This is a genomic window from Streptomyces monomycini (assembly GCF_022271435.1).
In the GTDB taxonomy this organism is placed as follows: domain Bacteria; phylum Actinomycetota; class Actinomycetes; order Streptomycetales; family Streptomycetaceae; genus Streptomyces; species Streptomyces monomycini.
This window is the reverse complement of the sequence record NZ_JAFIQY010000024.1, coordinates 1-17570: the sequence shown is the minus strand read 5'-3', so window position 1 is coordinate 17570 and position 17570 is coordinate 1. Positions and strand designations below refer to the sequence as shown.

The following is a 17570-nucleotide window of genomic DNA, read 5'->3' as shown; positions in this document are numbered from 1 at the left end:
TCGCGTCGGGCCCGGGGTCAGTCCTGCCCGTACCGCGGGTCGACCGACTCCGGCGCCAGGCCGAGCAGCTCGGCGACCTGTTCGACGACGACCTCGTGGACCAGCAGGGCCCGCTCGTCGCGGTTCTTGGTACGGATCTCGACCGGGCGGCGGTAGACGACCACCCGTTCCGCCTGGTCGCCGGTGGCGGGCAGCAGCCGGCCCAGCGGCACCGTCTCCTCGTCGGCGGCCGGCCCGGTGTCCCCGTCGGGGCCGAACCCGGGCACCTCGACGACCAGGAAGTCGACGTCCGCCAGTTGCGGCCAGCGCCGTTCCAGCCGGTCCCGTGAGTCGTAGACCAGATCGACGAAGGAATCCGCGCGGCTCACCGAGAGCGGCACCTGGGGCGGGGCGACCGGGCCGCGCATCCCGCGGCCGTGCCGGTCGCGGCGGCGTGGGCGCGGTCCCGCCGGTGCGGGCGGCCGCGTGGCGCCGCCGGGCGCGGCGGGGGTGCCGCCGGTGCCGGCCGGTGCGGAGGGCCCTCCGGCGTCGGCCGGAGGAGGTACGGGGCTGTCCATCAGAACCGAGCGTAACCGTCCCGGGGCAGGTGGCGCGGGAGAGCGGCGGATCCGGTGCCATGTCGTCGAGCGACCGGTCGTAGGCTCGTCGAGTCCGCTTGCGGCCATGCATCGGACCGGGAAGGACATGGGGAATGACATGAAATGTACAGAGTCGTGACGGGTTTCGACGCCCTGCGCCGTCCGGCGCAGTGCGTACCGCACGGTTCGGCCCGGGCGCCCGCAGGTCAGGCGCACCGGACGAACCGGGACGACACGGTCGGGTGAGGTCGTGGAGAGTCATCGCGGCCCGCTCAAGAGTGCGGTACCGTCCAACGTCGTGAGCCCTGTACGTCGCTGTTCGCGCACTGCGTGCGGCCGCCCCGCCGTCGCAACGCTGACGTACGTCTACGCGGATTCGACCGCCGTGCTCGGACCGCTCGCCACCTACGCCGAGCCCCACTGCTACGACCTGTGCGCCGAGCACTCCGAGCGGCTGACCGCGCCGCGCGGCTGGGAAGTCGTGCGGCTGGCCACCGACACCGGTCCGGCCCGCCCCAGCGGCGACGACCTCGAAGCGCTCGCCAACGCGGTGCGCGAGGCGGCCCGGCCCCAGGAACGCGCGGCGGGCGGCGGCAACGGCCCACAGGTCAGCGGACCGAACGGGCGCGACGCCCACCCGATGGAGGTCGCCCGCCGGGGACATCTGCGGGTGCTGCGGTCGCCGGACAACTGAGGTCCGGATCAGGGCGACCGGGTTCCGACGCCGGATCCCGGTCGCTCCCGCCACCCCCGTCACCCCTGCCACGCCCGTCACTTCGTCACTTCCGTCCGCACCATTGACGCCGCCTCGCCGCGGGCACCACCATGCCTCCACCCCCGAAAGATCCGCTTCCGTATGGCGGAAGTGACGGGGGAGCTGCCCACCGGGAGGCCGAGTGTCCGTACCGCAGCGGGAGTTCGTGCAGCCGCTGGAACCCGTCGCCGGTTCGCTCGCCCTGTCCGCGCTCGTCGCCGCCCTCCCGCTGATCACCGTCCTCGTCCTGCTCGGCGCCGTACGGATGCGCGCCCACCGCGCCGGACTCACCGGCCTCGCCGTCGCCCTCGCCACCGCCTGCCTCGGCTACGGCATGCCCGCCGGGCAGGCCCTGTCCGCCGCTGCCCAGGGCGCGCTCTTCGGCCTGTTCCCCATCCTGTGGATCGTCGTCAACGCCCTGTGGGTGTACCGGATGACGGTCCGCACGCGGCACTTCGACGTCCTGCGCCGCTCCTTCTCCGGGCTCTCCGCCGACCCCCGCGTCCAGGCCCTGGTCATCGCCTTCTGCTTCGGGGCGCTGCTCGAAGCGCTCGCCGGGTTCGGGGCGCCCGTCGCGATCAGCGCGGTGATGCTGGTCGCCCTCGGCTTCTCCCCGGTACGGGCCGCCGTCGTCGCGCTCGTCGCCAACACCGCGCCGGTCGCCTTCGGCGCCATGGGCACCCCCGTCGTCACACTCGCCCAGGTCACCGGCCTGCCACTGGACACCGTCGCCCCGGTCGTCGGCCGCCAGACCCCGCTGCTCGCCCTCGTCGTACCGCTGTTGCTGGTGTTCCTGGTCGACGGGCGGCGCGGCCTGCGCGAGACCTGGGCGCCCGCGCTCGCCTGCGGACTGGCCTTCGCCGCCGTGCAGTTCGCCGCCGCCAACTACGTCTCCGCGCAACTCGCCGACATCGGCGCGGCCCTGGCCGGGGCCGCCGCCCTCGTCGCCGTACCGGCCACCCGCAGACCCGCCTCCGAACCGGTACGGGCCGCCGTCCTGACCGGCGTCCGCAGCGAAGACCTGGACGTCCGCGACTCCCGCGCCGACATCGTCCGCGCCTACGCGCCGTACGCCCTCATCGTCGCCGTCTTCTCCCTCGCCCAGGTCCCGCCCGTCAAAAACCTCCTCGCCCGAGCGACCCGCACCTTCGACTGGCCCTTCCTGGACGTCGCGGACCCGGACGGGAACCCGGTCGGCGGCAACGTCTTCTCGCTCCCGCTGCTCGCCACCGGCGGGACGCTGGTCCTGCTGGCCGGCGTGCTGACCGCCGCCGTACTGGGCGTACGGGCCGCCACCGCCGTACGGGAATGGGCCTCGACCGTACGCGAACTGCGCCTGGCCCTCCTCACCGTGACCTCCGTCCTGGCCCTCGCCTACGTCATGAACCTCTCCGGACAGGCCGCCGCCATCGGCCACTTCGTCGCCGCCGCCGGTGCCGGACTGGCCTTCCTCTCGCCCGTCCTCGGCTGGTTCGGCGTCGCCGTCACCGGCTCCGACACCTCCGCCAACGCCCTCTTCGGCGCCCTCCAGGTGACCGCGGCCCGGCAGTCCGGCCTCTCACCCGTCCTGCTCGCCGCGGCCAACAGCTCCGGCGGCGTGCTCGGCAAGATGATCTCCCCGCAGAACCTGGCGATCGCCTGTGCCGCGGTCGGCCTGGCCGGACGCGAGGGCGACCTGCTGCGCAAGGTGCTGCCGTGGAGCCTGGGGCTGCTGCTGGTGATGTGTCTGATCGTGGTGGGGCAGAGCACGGCCGTACTGGGATGGATGCTGCCTTAGGGGCGGGGAGCGAGGGGGAGGCAGCGGAAAGGGGCGGAGCGGGGCTGAGGGAGGGGACTTTCGTCCGTGATTGATCCACCGCGGCGCGGGACACAAGATGACCCGGGCTGCCGGACCCCACCCCGAACCCACCCCCGAACCCGCCTCCCGCCGGCCTCGTACGGGTAGGTTTGGGGCCCGTCATGACATCAGGAGGGCTGGCTGTGACTGATCTGTCGCAGATCGTGAAGGCGTACGACGTGCGCGGTGTGGTCCCCGACCAGTGGGACGAGCCGCTGGCCGAACTGTTCGGCGCGGCCTTCGCCCAGGTGACCGGAGCGGACGCCATCGTGACCGGGCACGACATGCGGCCCTCCTCACCCGGCCTGTCCCGGGCCTTCGCCCGCGGCGCCGCGGCGCGCGGGGCCGACGTCACCGAGATCGGCCTGTGCTCGACCGACCAGCTCTACTACGCCAGCGGCGCCCTGGACCTGCCCGGCGCGATGTTCACCGCCTCGCACAACCCCGCCCAGTACAACGGCATCAAGATGTGCCGGGCGGGCGCCGCCCCGGTCGGCCAGGACACCGGCCTCGCCGACATCCGCGCGCTCGTGGAGCAGTGGCGCGACGGCGGTGCCCCGGAGCCCGTGGCGGCCCCCGGCACCATCACCCAGCGCGACGTCCTCGCCGACTACGCCGCCCACCTGCGCCGCCTCGTCGACCTCTCCGGCATCCGCCGCCTGAAGGTCGTGGTGGACGCCGGCAACGGCATGGGCGGCCACACCGTCCCCACCGTCTTCGAGGGCCTGCCCATCGACCTGGACGCCCTGTACTTCGAGCTCGACGGCACCTTCCCGAACCACGAGGCCAACCCCCTGGACCCGGCGAACATCGTCGACCTCCAGGCACGCGTCCGCGAGGTCGGCGCCGACATCGGCCTGGCCTTCGACGGCGACGCGGACCGCTGCTTCGTCGTCGACGGCAGCGGCGACCCGGTCTCCCCGTCCGCGATCACCGCCCTGGTCGCCGCCCGCGAACTGGCCAAGCACCCCGGCGGCACGGTCATCCACAACTGCATCACCTCCTGGTCCGTCCCCGAGGTCGTCAAGGAGAACGGCGGCACGCCCGTACGCACCCGCGTCGGCCACTCCTTCATCAAGGGCGAGATGGCCCGGACCGGCGCCATCTTCGGCGGCGAACACTCCGCGCACTACTACTTCCGCGACTTCTGGAACGCCGACACCGGCATGCTCGCCGCCCTGCACGTCCTGGCGGCGCTCGGCGGCCAGGAAGGACCGCTGTCCGAACTGGTCGCCCAGTACGACCGGTACGCCGCCTCCGGCGAGATCAACAGCACTGTCGACGACCAGACCGGCCGCCTCGCCGCGATCAAGACGGCCTACGAAGGCCACGACGGCGTGGAGCTGGATGAACTGGACGGCCTGACCGTCACCGCCGCCGACTGGTGGTTCAACCTCCGCCCCTCCAACACCGAACCCCTCCTCCGCCTGAACGTCGAGGCCCGGGACCAGGAGACGGTCGAGCGGGTGCGCGACGAGGTGCTGGCGATCGTTCGCGGGTGAAAGACCGAGCGGACCAGGGGCCGGGCCCTGCCCGGCCCCACTCCGCCCACCTGCGGCGCGTCCCGCCGCACGCCCCGGCGGTACGCTGGCAGTGCCGTATTTCCGCCGAAGGAGAAGCCCCCATGCCGGTCGACGCCAGCCTGATCGAGATCCTCGCCTGCCCGGCGTGCCACGCCCCGCTGGCGGACCGGTCGGACGCCGACCCGGCCGAGCTGCGGTGCACCGGCACGGAATGCGGCCTCGCCTACCCCGTCCGGGACGGCATCCCCGTCCTCCTGGTGGACGAGGCCCGGCGCCCCGCCTGACCCGGGCGCCGGAGCCGTCCGGCCCCCACCCCGCCCGTACCGGCGATCGGAGGCAGCGCACACCATGCTCGACGAGTCCCTGTTGGACGCACCCGAAGCGCTGGCCGGCGCCGACCGCTACGGACTGCTGCGCGGCGTCGCCGAATCCGGGGCACGGGTGCGCACCGCCGCCCGTAACGCCGCCGAGTCCGGCATCGCCGACCTGCGGCCCGACGGCCGGCCCCGCACCGTCCTGGTGGCGGGCCCGGCACCGGCCGCCGCCTGCGTCGCCGACCTCTTCGGCGCCCTCGGCGGCGGCACCTGCCCGGTCACCCTCATCCGGCCCACCGGCGTCGCGGCACGGCCCGGCGCCCTGCGCTGGACCCTGCCCGGCTGGTCGGGACCGCTCGACCTGCTGCTGATCGCCGGCCCGGACGGCGCCGACCCCGGACTCGCGCAACTCGTCGAGCAGGCGTACCGCCGCGGCTGCTCCGTCGTCGCCGTCACCCCGGCGGGCGGACAGCTCGCCGACGCCGTCGTCCAGGCCCGCGGCCTGTCCGTACCGCTGGCCACCACGCCGTACGACGCCGAGTTCGACGTCGAGGGCGCGCCGCCCGCCGCCCCCGGCACCCTCTGGTCGCTGCTCATCCCGATGCTCGCGCTCGCCGACCGGATCGGCCTGCTCAGCGCCACCTCCGACCTGCTCGAACAGCTCGCCGACCGCCTCGACCAGGTCGCCGAACGCTGCGGCCCCGCCATCGAGACGTACTCCAACCCCGCCAAGACCCTCGCCGCCGAACTCGCCGACGCGCTCCCGCTGATCTGGACCGAGGGCACCGTCTCCGGAGCCGTCGGCCGGCACTTCGCGACCGTCCTGGCCGGACTCGCCGGCCGGCCCGCCCTCGCCGGCGAACTGCCCGAGACGATGACCACGCACGGCGCGCTGCTCGCCGGCCCGTTCGCGGCCGGCGCCGACCCGGACGACTTCTTCCGCGACCGCGTCGACCAGCCCACCGCCCTGCACGCCCGCGTCGTCCTGCTCCGCGAGGAAGCCACCGGACCGCTCTCCGCCGCGCCCGCCGCCCGCGAACTGGCGCTGGAGCACGACACCCCCGTCAGCGAACTGGAACCGGACGGTGGCAGCGCCCTGGAACGGGCCGCCGAACTCCTCGCCGTCACGGATTTCGCCGCCGTCTACCTCGCGCTCGCCGGCACCGAGGGAACATGAGGACCCGGCCGCGGCCACCGGGCACACGGGAGGCCTGAGCGCGCCCCGGCAGCAGCCCGACCGCAGACGAAGAATCAGGAAGCCCGCCACATGGACCGCCTCACCAACACCGTGCGCCCCTACGCCTGGGGCTCCACCACCGCCATCCCGGAACTCCTCGGCACCGAACCGACCGGCGAACCCCAGGCCGAGATGTGGATGGGCGCCCACCCCGGCGCCCCCTCCCGCACCGACCGCGGCACCGGCCCGGTCTCGCTGGCCGACGTCATAGCCGCCGACCCGGAAGGCGAACTCGGCCCCGACGCGGTACGCGCCTTCGGCCCCCGCCTGCCCTTCCTGCTCAAGCTGCTCGCCGCCGGATCCCCGCTGTCCCTCCAGGTCCACCCCGACCTGACCCAGGCCCAGGAGGGCTACGCGGACGAGGAGAAGCGCGGCATCCCCGCCGACGCCCCGCACCGCAACTACAAGGACGCCAACCACAAGCCCGAACTGATCTGCGCCCTCACCCCCTTCGAAGGGCTCTGCGGCTTCCGGCACCCGGCCGAGGCCGCCACCCTCCTCGAAGGCCTCGGCGTCAGCGCCCTCAAGCCGTACGCCGACATCCTGCGCGCCGCCCCGGAGGACGCCGCCCTGCGCGAAGTCCTCACCGCCGTACTGGGCGCCGACCGCGACGCGACGGCCGAAACCGTCGAACAGGCCGCGGCCGCCGCGCAGCGCCTGGCCGGCGAAGGCGGCCCGCACGCCGACTCCTACGCCGCGTACGCCGCCATCGCCCACCACTACCCGGGCGACCCGGGCGTGCTCGCCGCCATGCTCCTCAACCACGTACGGCTGCAGCCCGGCGAAGCGCTCTTCCTGGGCGCCGGCATCCCGCACGCCTACCTCGGCGGCCTCGGCGTGGAACTGATGGCCAACTCCGACAACGTGCTGCGCTGCGGGCTGACCCCCAAGCACGTGGACGTACCGGAACTGCTGCGGGTGGTCCGCTTCGCGCCCCGCGACGCGGGGGTGCTGCGGCCGGAGGAGGCCACGGCGTCGGGCGAGGAGGTCTACGAGACCCCGACCGACGAGTTCCGGCTCTCGCGCTTCGTCCTGGCGCCGGGCGGGGCGGCCCGCGTCCTCGGTGACCGCACGCCGCAGATTCTGTTGTGCACTGCAGGAACGGTTGCTCTGCACGTGAGCGGTACGGGCTCGGAGGGCGGTTCCGTCTCTGGTACGGACGCGGGTTCTCGTACGGACACCGCATCCCGTACGGACCTGACGCTCGTGCCCGGCGAGTCGGCCTTCGTACCGGCCGGCGAGCGTGTGGAACTGACGGGAGAGGGCACGGTCTTCCGGGCGACGGTGGCGCTCTGACGGCAGTCCGGGGGAGGCCCGGCGCCGGTCCGGGGGCGCCCCGTGCGCGCCTCCGCGGGCGGGCTGCAACAATGACCCGCCTAAAGGGTTCGTAAAGGAGCCCTCGGAGCGGCCTCGGAGCAGGCTGCGCACCGCAGCCGGTCGACGGAAGGGACATGCGCCACCCATGAGTGCATCAGGCGGTACCAAGGCGATCGTCGCGGCGCTGGGCGCCAACCTCGCGATCGCGGCGGCCAAGTTCGTCGCCTTCGCCTTCAGCGGATCGTCCTCGATGCTGGCCGAAGGCGTCCACTCCGTCGCCGACTCCGGCAACCAGGGACTGCTGCTGCTCGGCGGCAAGAAGGCCAAGCGCGCCGCCACCGAGGAACACCCCTTCGGCTACGGCCGCGAGCGCTACATCTACGGCTTCCTCGTCTCCATCGTCCTGTTCACCATCGGCGGCGTCTTCGCCCTCTACGAGGGCTACGAGAAGATCCACGACCCGCACGAGCTGGACAACTGGGTCTGGCCGGTCGGCGTCCTCGTCTTCGCGATCATCGCCGAGGGCTTCTCCTTCCGTACGGCCATCAAGGAGTCCAACGAACTGCGCGGCAAGCAGACCTGGCCCCAGTTCGTCCGCCGCGCCAAGGCCCCCGAACTCCCCGTCGTCCTCCTGGAGGACTTCGGCGCGCTCGTCGGCCTGGTACTGGCGCTCGGCGGCGTCGGCCTCACCCTCGCCACCGGCAACGGCGTGTGGGACGGCATCGGCACGATGTGCATCGGCGCCCTCCTCGTCCTGATCGCCCTGGTCCTCGCCGCCGAGACCAAGTCGCTGCTGCTGGGCGAGGCGGCCGGCCCCGAACAGGTCGCCAAGATCCGCGCGGCCGTGGTCGACGGCGACACCGTCACCCGCGTCATCCACATGCGCACCCTCCACCTCGGCCCGGAGGAACTCCTCGTCGCCGCCAAGGTCGCCGTCCAGCACGACGACACGGCCAAGGAGGTCGCCGACGCGATCAACGCCGCCGAGGACCGCATCCGCGCCGCCGTCCCGATCGCCCGCGTGATCTACCTCGAACCCGACATCTACAACGAGTCCGCCGCCGCCTCGGGCGACAACCCGGCCAAGACCCCGGGCGGAGCCTGACGGCCGGCCCCCCTCGTACGGCAGGGCCCCGCACCAGAACCCAAGGGACTGGTGCGGGGCCCTGCCGGTTTCCATGGCTGGCTGCTTTGGGTGGGTTGGGGGGGGCTCGGGCGCCCGGCTGTTCGGGTGCCCGGAGCTGGGTTGCAGCCTGCCCGGGTGTTCGGGTGCCCGGGTGTCGGGTTGCCCGTCTGCCTGGCTGTTCGGGTGTCCGGGTGCCCGGGTGCCGGGTTGCCCGCTGCCCGGCTGTTCGGATGCCCGGTGGGCGCCTGCCCGGTTGGCCGATTGTCCGGTGGGCGCCTGCCCGCCGCCCGCCTGCCCGCCGCCCGCCTGCCCGCCGCCCGCCTGCCCGCCGCCCACCTGTCCGGCTGCCCGCCTGTCCGGATACCTGGCCCCCTCGGACGCCCGGCTCCCCGACCTCGCCCGGCTACCCGACCTCGCCCAGCACCCGCAGAATCGCCGTCTCGTCCGGTGCGCTCCGCAGCCGCGCCCGGAAGTCCGCGTCCATCAGCTTCCGCGACAGCAGCGCCAGGATGTGCAGATGCTCGTCACCGGCGGCGGCCTCCGGCACCGAGATCATGAACACCAGCTTGGCGCGCGTACCGTCCGGCGAGTCCCAGTCGATGCCCTCGGCGGAACGCGCGAAGCCGACGACGGGGGCGGTCACCGCGTCCGTCTTGGCGTGCGGAATCGCGATCTCCTCACCGAGACCGGTGGTGCCCTGCGCCTCACGCGCCAGCGCCACCCGGACCAGTTCGTCCACGTCCGCCACCTTGCCGGTACGCGCCGCGAGCTCCGCCATCTCCCGGATCGCGGCCTCCTTGCCGTCAGAGGCCAGCCGCACCTTCACGGTCTTCCGCGTCAGGTACCCGGAAAGCACCTCCCCGTACGATCCCTCTCCTTCGGGTTCCTCACCTTCACCGCGTGGGGCTCCACCCGAAATGTCTCCACCTGACGTGCTCTTGTCCGGCGTTCCTGCGTCCGGCGTGCTTGCCTCCGAAACGCCTGCGTCCGGCATCCCTGCGTCCGAGGCGCCCCCATCAGGAGCCTCTCCACCTCTCACCTCACCAGCCACAGCACTACCGCCCCCGACGCCCTCAACCGCACCGTTCCCGGCCACGGTGTTCCCGGTCGCGGCGCTCTCAGCCACGGCGCTCTCGGCCGCCGCGACCCCGGCCGCCCCGACCGCCATACCTCCGGTCGCCCCGGCCGCCACCGTCCCGTCCGCCAAGGCCCCGGCCACACCGACGCCGGCCAGGACGGGTTCGGGCCCCGCCCCCGCACCCGTCCCCGAAGCCGCTCCGATGTCCCCGGCCTCCCCGGCCATCCCGACCTCCCCGGCCGCCGCACGCCCCTTCTGCCGCTCCGCCACGTCCACCAGCGCGACCGTCGTCAGTGCCGTCACGACCGACCCGGCCGCCACGGCCACGAAGAACATCGGCACCCCGCCGACCGCGCCGAGAATCGCCACGATCGGTCCGCCGTGCGGCACCGCGTCCGTCACCCCGGCCATCCCGGCGACCGCTCCGGCGACCGCGCCGCCCAGCATGTTCGCGGGGATGACCTGTGCGGGCCGGGCCGCCGCGAACGGGATCGCGCCCTCCGATATGCCGAACAGGCCCATGAAGATCGACGCCATGCCGGTCTCCCGCTCCTGGTCGGAGTACAGGCGCCGGCGGATCAGCGTGGCCAGGCCCTGGCCGAGCGGCATCACCGGGATCGCGGCAGCACACATGCCCATGACGGTCTGGTTGCCGGTCGCGATCAGCCCGGTGCCGAAGAGGAACGCCGTCTTGTTGACCGGCCCGCCCATGTCGAACGCGATCATCAGGCCGAGGACCGCGCCGAGCGCGATCGCGCTGGTGCCCGTCATCCCGCTGAGCCAGTCCGTCAGGTGCGTGAACACCCACGAGATCGGCCGGCCGAGGACGTAGATGAAGAACAGCCCGAGCACCGCCGTCGAGACGATCGGAATCACGATGATCGGCATGATCGGCCGGACGAACCGGGGAACCCTGACCTTCTTGATCCACATGACCAGGTACCCGGCCAGGAAGCCCGTGACGATCGCCCCGATGAATCCGGCGCCCGCCTTGGAGTCGTACAGCTCGCCGGTGTTGGCTATCCAGCCGCCGATCATGCCCGGCACCAGCGCGGGCCGGTCCCCGATCGCGTACGCGATGTAGCCGGAGAGGATCGGCACCATCAGCTGGAACCCGATGGTGCCGATGTCGTTGACATGTGCCCAGAACGTGCCCTCCGGGATGACCAGCCCCTTCGGCGTCGCCTCCCCGCCGACCGCCAGGGACAGCGCCAGCAGCAGGCCGCCGACCACGACGAACGGGATCATGTAACTGACACCGTTCATCAGCGCCTTGTACGCGAGGCTGCGCTCCTTGCCCCCGGAGCCACCGGCCCCGGCCCCACCGGCCCCGGCCCCACCACCCCGGCCGGACCGCACCCCGGCCCCGTCCCCGTCCCCGTGCCCGGCCCCGGCCCCGTCACCCTCCGCCCTGCCCCCGGCCCCATCACCCTCGGCCGCGTACTCCGTCCCGTACCCCGTCCCGGACTCCGCTCCGTGCACCGGCGCGCTCAGCACCCGGCCGATCAGCTCCTCCGGATGGCGGATGCCCTCGGCCACGCCCACCACCAGCAGTCTCTTGCCGACGAAGCGAGCCGGGTCGACGTCCTTGTCCGCGGCGATGATGATGCCGTCGGCGTTTCTGACATCGTTGTCAGACAGGACGTTCTCGGCGCCGATCGACCCCTGCGTCTCCACCTTCATCGCATGGCCGAGCGACTCGGCCGCCTGGGTCAGCTTCTCGGCGGCCATGTACGTGTGGGCTATGCCGGTCGGGCAGGCGGTCACTGCGAGCAGTTTCAGCCCTTGCCCGCCCCTCTCCGCGCCCTTGGGGGGATCAGCTGGACTGGTGGTCACGTGGCTCTCCTAACGGACGTGCGCGCAAGGTGACGTGCGAGTGTCCTCGCGCTCCCCGCATCCTGCAATACGGAGGGGCGGGTGCAAAGTGCCCTACGCCACACCGTCCCAGGCCAGCCCCCCACCACCCCGCCATACCCACGCGCCCCCTCCGCCCCGCTCCCCTGGGCCCACCACCTCACACCTACGCCTCCACCCCCATACCCACGCTCCCGCCCCCTCCACGCCCAAGCGCCACCCCCATGCCCACGCTTCCGCCCTACTCGCCCACGCCCACGCGCCCCCCTCCACGCGCCCCCTCCACGCGCCCGCCCTCTCCAAGGCCCGCCCCCTCCACGCGCCCGCCACTCTCACGCTTCCGCCCGCCACGCCCAAGCGCCCGCTATCGCCATGCTCACCTTCGTCCCCCTCCACCCCCACGCGCCCGCCCCCACCACCTGCGCTCCCGCCCCCACCACCTGCACCCGGTGTCCGCCGCCGTCGCCCACACACCGCGACCACCGACGCCCGCACCGCGACCGCCGAGCCCCCCGCCCTCGCCATCCGCTCGTATTTTCCTAGGGCGGGCTGGGGTTCCCGGGGGCGATCGGTGTAGATTCGTGCCCAGTGCCAGACGTCGCTGCTGATGGCGGTCGGGCGGTCCGCCCCGCGGGCCGGCCGAGGGAGAGAGGGCCTCCGACGGACTGCGCTGCGGCCAGGGGAGAGGTGTGTCCGCCCACGCGGAACCGCCCGTACGGTATGCCGTCGTGGACGGTGTGCCGCTCATGCGGTACGTCCGCCCGCGCGAAACTCCGGGCGGCGGCGTCCCCACCTGCCCGCGCCGCAGACTGCCAGCCAACCACCCTCGACCCCGGGAGCAACCCGAATGTCGACCGCAGCCAACAGCCAGGACTTCAAGGTCGCCGACCTGTCCCTCGCCGCCTTCGGCCGCAAGGAGATCACCCTCGCCGAGCACGAGATGCCCGGCCTGATGGCGATCCGCAAGGAGTACGCCGCCGCGCAGCCGCTGGCCGGCGCCCGCGTCACCGGCTCGCTGCACATGACCGTGCAGACCGCCGTGCTGATCGAGACCCTCACCGCTCTCGGCGCCGAGGTCCGCTGGGCCTCCTGCAACATCTTCTCCACCCAGGACCACGCCGCGGCCGCCATCGCGGTCGGCCCGAACGGCACCCCGGAGAACCCCCAGGGCGTCCCGGTCTTCGCCTGGAAGGGCGAGACGCTCGAAGAGTACTGGTGGTGCACGGAGCAGGCACTGACCTGGCCGAACTCGCCCACCGGCGGCCCGAACATGATCCTCGACGACGGCGGCGACGCCACGCTCCTGGTCCACCAGGGCGTCGAGTACGAGAAGGACGGCAAGGCCCCCGCCGTCGAGACCGCGGAGAACGACGAGCACCGCGCGGTCCTGACGCTCCTCAACCGCACCCTCGCCGAGTCCCCGCAGAAGTGGACCAAGCTGGCGTCGGAGATCCGCGGTGTCACCGAGGAGACCACCACCGGCGTGCACCGCCTCTACGAGATGCAGCGCGACGGCAAGCTGCTCTTCCCGGCGATCAACGTGAACGACGCCGTCACCAAGTCGAAGTTCGACAACAAGTACGGCTGCCGCCACTCCCTGATCGACGGCATCAACCGCGCCACCGACACCCTCATCGGCGGCAAGACCGCCGTCGTCTGCGGCTACGGCGACGTCGGCAAGGGCTGTGCCGAGTCGCTGCGCGGCCAGGGCGCCCGCGTCATCATCACCGAGATCGACCCGATCTGCGCGCTCCAGGCCGCGATGGACGGCTACCAGGTCACCACCCTGGACGAGGTCGTCGAGACCGCCGACATCTTCGTCACCACGACGGGCAACAAGGACATCATCATGGCCTCCGACATGGCCAAGATGAAGCACCAGGCCATCGTCGGCAACATCGGCCACTTCGACAACGAGATCGACATGGCCGGCCTCGCCGCCATCGACGGCATCGTCAAGGACGAGGTCAAGCCGCAGGTCCACACCTGGACCTTCCCCGACGGCAAGGTCCTGATCGTGCTCTCCGAGGGCCGCCTGCTCAACCTCGGCAACGCGACCGGCCACCCCTCCTTCGTGATGTCCAACTCCTTCGCGGACCAGACCCTGGCCCAGATCGAGCTGTTCACCAAGCCGGCGGAGTACCCGACCGACGTCTACGTCCTGCCCAAGCACCTGGACGAGAAGGTCGCCCGCCTCCACCTCGACGCCCTCGGCGTCAAGCTCACGACCCTCCGCCCCGAGCAGGCCGCCTACATCGGCGTCACGGTCGAGGGCCCCTACAAGTCCGACCACTACCGCTACTGATCCCCGCGCACCCGGTGCCCGCCCCGCCACCGCGCACATCGGGCACCACCACCGGCAGCCGGTGATCCAGGCCCCCGCCCAGCACCACGGCGGGGGCCTGACCCGTACCACCGGACCCGACCAAGGACCCCCATGCCCCGCGGCCGCTACTCCCTCCACGACCCGCACGACCACACCCCCCTCGGCGAAGAACACTTCCACTGCGCCACCGGCCCCTCCGGCTGGCGTTACGTCTCCCAGCTCACCACCCCCTCCGGAGACCACGCGGGCTCCGTCGACCTCACCCTCGACGACCTCGGCCGCCCCATCCGCCTCGAACTCCACGCCGGCGGCTGGCAGGTACGCGGCGCCGCCCTGGAAGGCGTCACCTGGGTCCGTACCGACCCGACCGGCGATCACGCCACCGAAGGCAACGTCCCCGCCCACGCCTTCACCGGCGCGTCCCCCGCCTTCCTCATCGCCACCGCCCGGCTGCTCCGCCCCGCCCCCGGCACCGGAGCTGTCCGCACCCGCCTCGTGGCCTTCACACCCCCCGTCCTCGCACCCCGCACGCTCGACCAGTCCTGGGCCTTGGTGAACAGGACAGCACACCCCACTGACAACGGCCCGCTGACCGCGGACGAATACCAGGTCAACGACCTGGAGACCGGTGAACAGCACGCCGTCCACCTCGCCGGCGACGTCGTCCTGTCGGCCCCCGGCATCGAACTCGAAGACCTGGAAACCCCGCCCTCCGCCTTCACCTGACCGAACGCCGGGCACCCCGGCCCTGCCACCGCCCGCCCGGCCGTCCCACCGCCTGCTCGGCCCTGCCACCGCCCGGCCGAGCACCGCACACCGCCCGAACACCCGCGCCCGTAAGGCTCACCGCCCGACGCCCGCACCCGCACGGCTCACCGGCCGCGCACCGCCCTCACAGCACCGCCCTCACAGCACCGCCCTCACACCGGCGGCGTGAACCCCGTACGCCGTCCCCGGCTCCCCGCAGCCCCGTCCCCGGAACCAGCCTCCCCGGCCCCGGAGCCGGGCCCCCCAGCACCACCCTGAGCCTCCCCAGCACCACCCTGAGCCTCCCCGGCACTCGCACCGCCCCCCTCCGCCGCCGGCCTCGCGTACGGCGTCTCCGCACGCACCGACCCCGGCTCGCCCGCATGCACCGTCGGCACCGGAACCCGCGCCTCTCCACCCGGGACGGCCGCCCCGCTCCCCGACACTCCCGCCGCCGGCCCCGGAGCTCCCAAAGGCGCCCCGAACGCCCGCTGCGCCTCCCGCGCCTGCCGCTCACCCGTCACCGCGGCCAGATACACCGCCGGATACATCCCCGCCGGCACCGACGCCCCGGTCCAGCCGCACAGATCCGCCGCCAGCCGAGCCCCCATCGCCCCGCCGACCTGCGGATCGAGCTGCCGTATTCGGCTCAGGTACTGGCGTACCGTCAGCCACCAGCTGTCCGGGACCCGCGACAGGTCCAGCGCGCCGAGCTCCGCCGCCAACCAGGGCGGCGGGGGCGGCAGCACCGGCATCCCGCGCGGGGTGGGTATCCGCTCCCGTACGACGACGGTGCCCGCGAACACATCACCGAGCCGCCGCCCCCTGGCCGAGACCAGCGAGGCGATGCACGCCACCACCCCCATCGTCAGCACGATCTCCACAGCGCCCAGCGCGCCGCGCACCAGCGCGTGCCGGAACCGGACCGGCCCGCCGTCCTCGCGCACCACCCGCAACCCGCACACCAGCTTCCCGAGCGACCGGCCACGGCTCAGCGTCTCCACCACGATCGGCACCCCGACCAGCACCAGCACGAACAACGCCACCGACACCGCGGCCCTCGCCGCCTCGTCCATCGACGCCGTGGCGCTCAGCAGCAGCAACGACACCAGGACGTAGGCACTCCAGGTCACCGCGAGATCGACGAGGACCGCCAGCGCCCGGCTCGGCAGCCGGGCCGGCCGCAGCCCCAGAACCACCGCCTCGCCCGTCACGAGCTCGTTCACCTGCGCCGCCCTTCCTTGCCCCACTCCGTACCGGTCCGTCCCCGGACCGCCGCCCGCCCCATTGCCGACCGGGCCAGTCTGCCAAGCTGACGGCACAGTCACCTCACGGCGCCGCCAGGAGCTGAATCCATGGACCTCGATGTCTTCACAAGGGCCCACCGTGCCGAGTGGGACCGGCTCGAAGAGCTGCTGCGCCGTAAACGCCGCCTCACCGGTGCCGAGGCCGACGAGCTGATCACCCTCTACCAGCGCACCACCACCCACCTGTCCCTCCTCCAGGCCAGCGCCCCCGACCCCGCCCTCACGGGCCGCCTCACCTCCCTCGTGGCGCGCGCCCGCAGTACGGTCACCGGCGCGCGCAAGGCCTCCTGGCGCGACGCCGCCCGCTTCTTCACGGTGTCGTTCCCCGCCGCCGTCTACCGCCTGCGCCACTGGTGGGTGCCGACGGCCCTGCTCTCCACCGCGGTCGGCGCCCTCATCGCCTGGTGGATCTCCACCCACCCAGAGGTGCAGGCCGCCATCGGCGCCCCCGAGGACCTGCGTGCCATGACCCGGCCCGGCGGGGAGTACGAGACGTACTACTCCAGCCACCCCGCGGCGTCCTTCGCAGCCCAGGTGTGGACGAACAACGCACAGGCGGTCGCCCTGTGCCTGGTCCTGGGAGCCTTCCTCGGTCTGCCCGTCTTCTGGGTGCTCTTCCAGAACATGCTCAACCTGGGCGTCGGTCTCGGCCTGATGTCATCGGCCGGCCGTCTCGACACCTTCCTCGGGCTCCTCCTCCCGCACGGCCTCCTGGAACTCACCGCGGTCTTCGTCGCAGCCGGCATCGGCCTGCGTCTGGGCTGGACCGTCATCGACCCCGGCCCGCGCACCCGCCGCACCGCCCTCGCCGAAGAAGGCCGCACCGCACTCGGGGTGGCCGTCGGTCTGGCCGCCGTGCTGTTCGTGTCGGGCGTCCTCGAAGGCTTCGTCACCCCTTCCGGCCTGCCCACCTGGGCCCGCATCACCATCGGTGTCGTCGCCGAGCTGGCCTTTCTCGCGTACGTGTACGTACTCGGAGGCCGCGCCGTCCGATCGGGCGAAACGGGAGACGTCGACGAGGCGGACCGCGAGGCACCCGTACCGACCGCGGCCTGATGTGCGTGAGGCCCCGCTGACCTGCTAATCTCTGATCTCCCCAAGAGGTCCGTTGACACGGGCAGGGCGGGGAGGTAGATTCGAACGGTTGCCACGGACTAGACATGTTCGAGCGCGACAGTTAGTCTCTCGTCTGCTTCGGTCGGAACATCGATTCCACGAAGCACCTCCGAATCTTTATCCGGAAACTTCCGCCGATTTCAGGTCGGCGAAACGCTTCTGATAAAGTCGGAACAGTCGAAAGGCAAACCACTCCGACAAACATCGGAAACGAATTCAGCCCGGAAACGGACTGCGAATCGGATCTGATAGAGTCGGAAAGACCGAAAAGCGAAAGCCGGACGGTCACCCCGCTCCAACAGGGGCCGGAAACGGAAAGCGGAAACGCGGAACGGATCTGGTAAGGTTGGAACCGCGAAGAAGCCGAAAGGCCGAAACGCACCGGCGAAAATCAGGACCGCGAGGATCTGATAGAGTCGGAAACGCAAGACCGAAGGGAAGCGCCCGGAGAGCCTG

13 protein-coding genes are annotated in these 17570 nt (G+C 72.6%); 10 read left to right on the top strand and 3 right to left on the bottom strand.

Going from position 1 to position 17570, the window contains the following annotated elements:
* Positions 1 to 17 precede the first annotated feature (17 nt).
* The gene (locus JXZ78_RS24670; RefSeq protein ID WP_208870180.1) at positions 18 to 557 is read right to left on the bottom strand and encodes a metallopeptidase family protein; all 540 of its coding nucleotides are present in this window, start codon (positions 555 to 557) and stop codon (positions 18 to 20) included.
* A 271-nt stretch (positions 558 to 828) separates the two neighbouring features.
* Between JXZ78_RS24670 and JXZ78_RS24665 the strand changes: the two genes are divergently transcribed.
* The 7 genes from JXZ78_RS24665 (at position 829) to JXZ78_RS24635 (ending at position 8665) form a co-directional block, all read left to right on the top strand.
* Positions 829 to 1272: a DUF3499 domain-containing protein gene (locus JXZ78_RS24665; RefSeq protein WP_078624427.1), complete on the top strand. Its 444-nt coding sequence runs from the start codon at positions 829 to 831 to the stop codon at positions 1270 to 1272.
* Between the two features lie 202 nt (positions 1273 to 1474).
* Positions 1475 to 3109, top strand: a complete 1635-nt coding sequence (locus JXZ78_RS24660) for an L-lactate permease (RefSeq protein ID WP_030021692.1) — start codon at positions 1475 to 1477, stop codon at positions 3107 to 3109.
* Between the two features lie 203 nt (positions 3110 to 3312).
* A complete protein-coding gene (locus JXZ78_RS24655; RefSeq protein ID WP_030021693.1) occupies positions 3313 to 4671 on the top strand; it encodes a phosphomannomutase/phosphoglucomutase in 1359 nt (452 codons plus the stop codon).
* Between the two features lie 122 nt (positions 4672 to 4793).
* A complete protein-coding gene (locus tag JXZ78_RS24650) occupies positions 4794 to 4976 on the top strand; it encodes a Trm112 family protein (protein ID WP_030021694.1) in 183 nt (60 codons plus the stop codon).
* 64 nt (positions 4977 to 5040) lie between these two features.
* On the top strand, positions 5041 to 6183 hold the full coding sequence (locus tag JXZ78_RS24645) for an SIS domain-containing protein (protein ID WP_238783351.1): 1143 nt from the start codon (positions 5041 to 5043) through the stop codon (positions 6181 to 6183).
* 90 nt (positions 6184 to 6273) lie between these two features.
* A complete protein-coding gene (manA, locus tag JXZ78_RS24640; RefSeq protein WP_030021695.1) occupies positions 6274 to 7539 on the top strand; it encodes a mannose-6-phosphate isomerase, class I in 1266 nt (421 codons plus the stop codon).
* Between the two features lie 166 nt (positions 7540 to 7705).
* On the top strand, positions 7706 to 8665 hold the full coding sequence (locus JXZ78_RS24635; RefSeq protein WP_030021696.1) for a cation diffusion facilitator family transporter: 960 nt from the start codon (positions 7706 to 7708) through the stop codon (positions 8663 to 8665).
* A gap of 424 nt (positions 8666 to 9089) precedes the next feature.
* On the opposite strand, the gene JXZ78_RS24630 is transcribed toward JXZ78_RS24635, so the two are convergent.
* The gene (locus JXZ78_RS24630; RefSeq protein ID WP_030018063.1) at positions 9090 to 11600 is read right to left on the bottom strand and encodes a fructose-specific PTS transporter subunit EIIC; all 2511 of its coding nucleotides are present in this window, start codon (positions 11598 to 11600) and stop codon (positions 9090 to 9092) included.
* Between the two features lie 865 nt (positions 11601 to 12465).
* Here JXZ78_RS24630 and ahcY point away from each other — a divergent pair.
* Together ahcY and JXZ78_RS24620 are read left to right on the top strand one after the other, a co-directional pair.
* Positions 12466 to 13923: an adenosylhomocysteinase gene (ahcY, locus tag JXZ78_RS24625; RefSeq protein WP_030018045.1), complete on the top strand. Its 1458-nt coding sequence runs from the start codon at positions 12466 to 12468 to the stop codon at positions 13921 to 13923.
* Positions 13924 to 14055: 132 nt separating this feature from the next.
* Entirely contained in the window at positions 14056 to 14670 is a 615-nt protein-coding gene (locus tag JXZ78_RS24620; RefSeq protein ID WP_030018046.1) for a hypothetical protein, read from the top strand.
* A gap of 194 nt (positions 14671 to 14864) precedes the next feature.
* Here the strand turns inward: JXZ78_RS24620 and JXZ78_RS24615 are convergent, their stop codons facing one another.
* On the bottom strand, positions 14865 to 15917 hold the full coding sequence (locus JXZ78_RS24615; RefSeq protein ID WP_238783350.1) for an RDD family protein: 1053 nt from the start codon (positions 15915 to 15917) through the stop codon (positions 14865 to 14867).
* 129 nt (positions 15918 to 16046) lie between these two features.
* Here JXZ78_RS24615 and JXZ78_RS24610 point away from each other — a divergent pair, with 129 nt between their 5' ends.
* Complete coding sequence (locus JXZ78_RS24610; protein ID WP_030018048.1) at positions 16047 to 17054, top strand: stage II sporulation protein M; 1008 nt, start codon at positions 16047 to 16049, stop codon at positions 17052 to 17054.
* Positions 17055 to 17570: the final 516 nt, after the last annotated feature.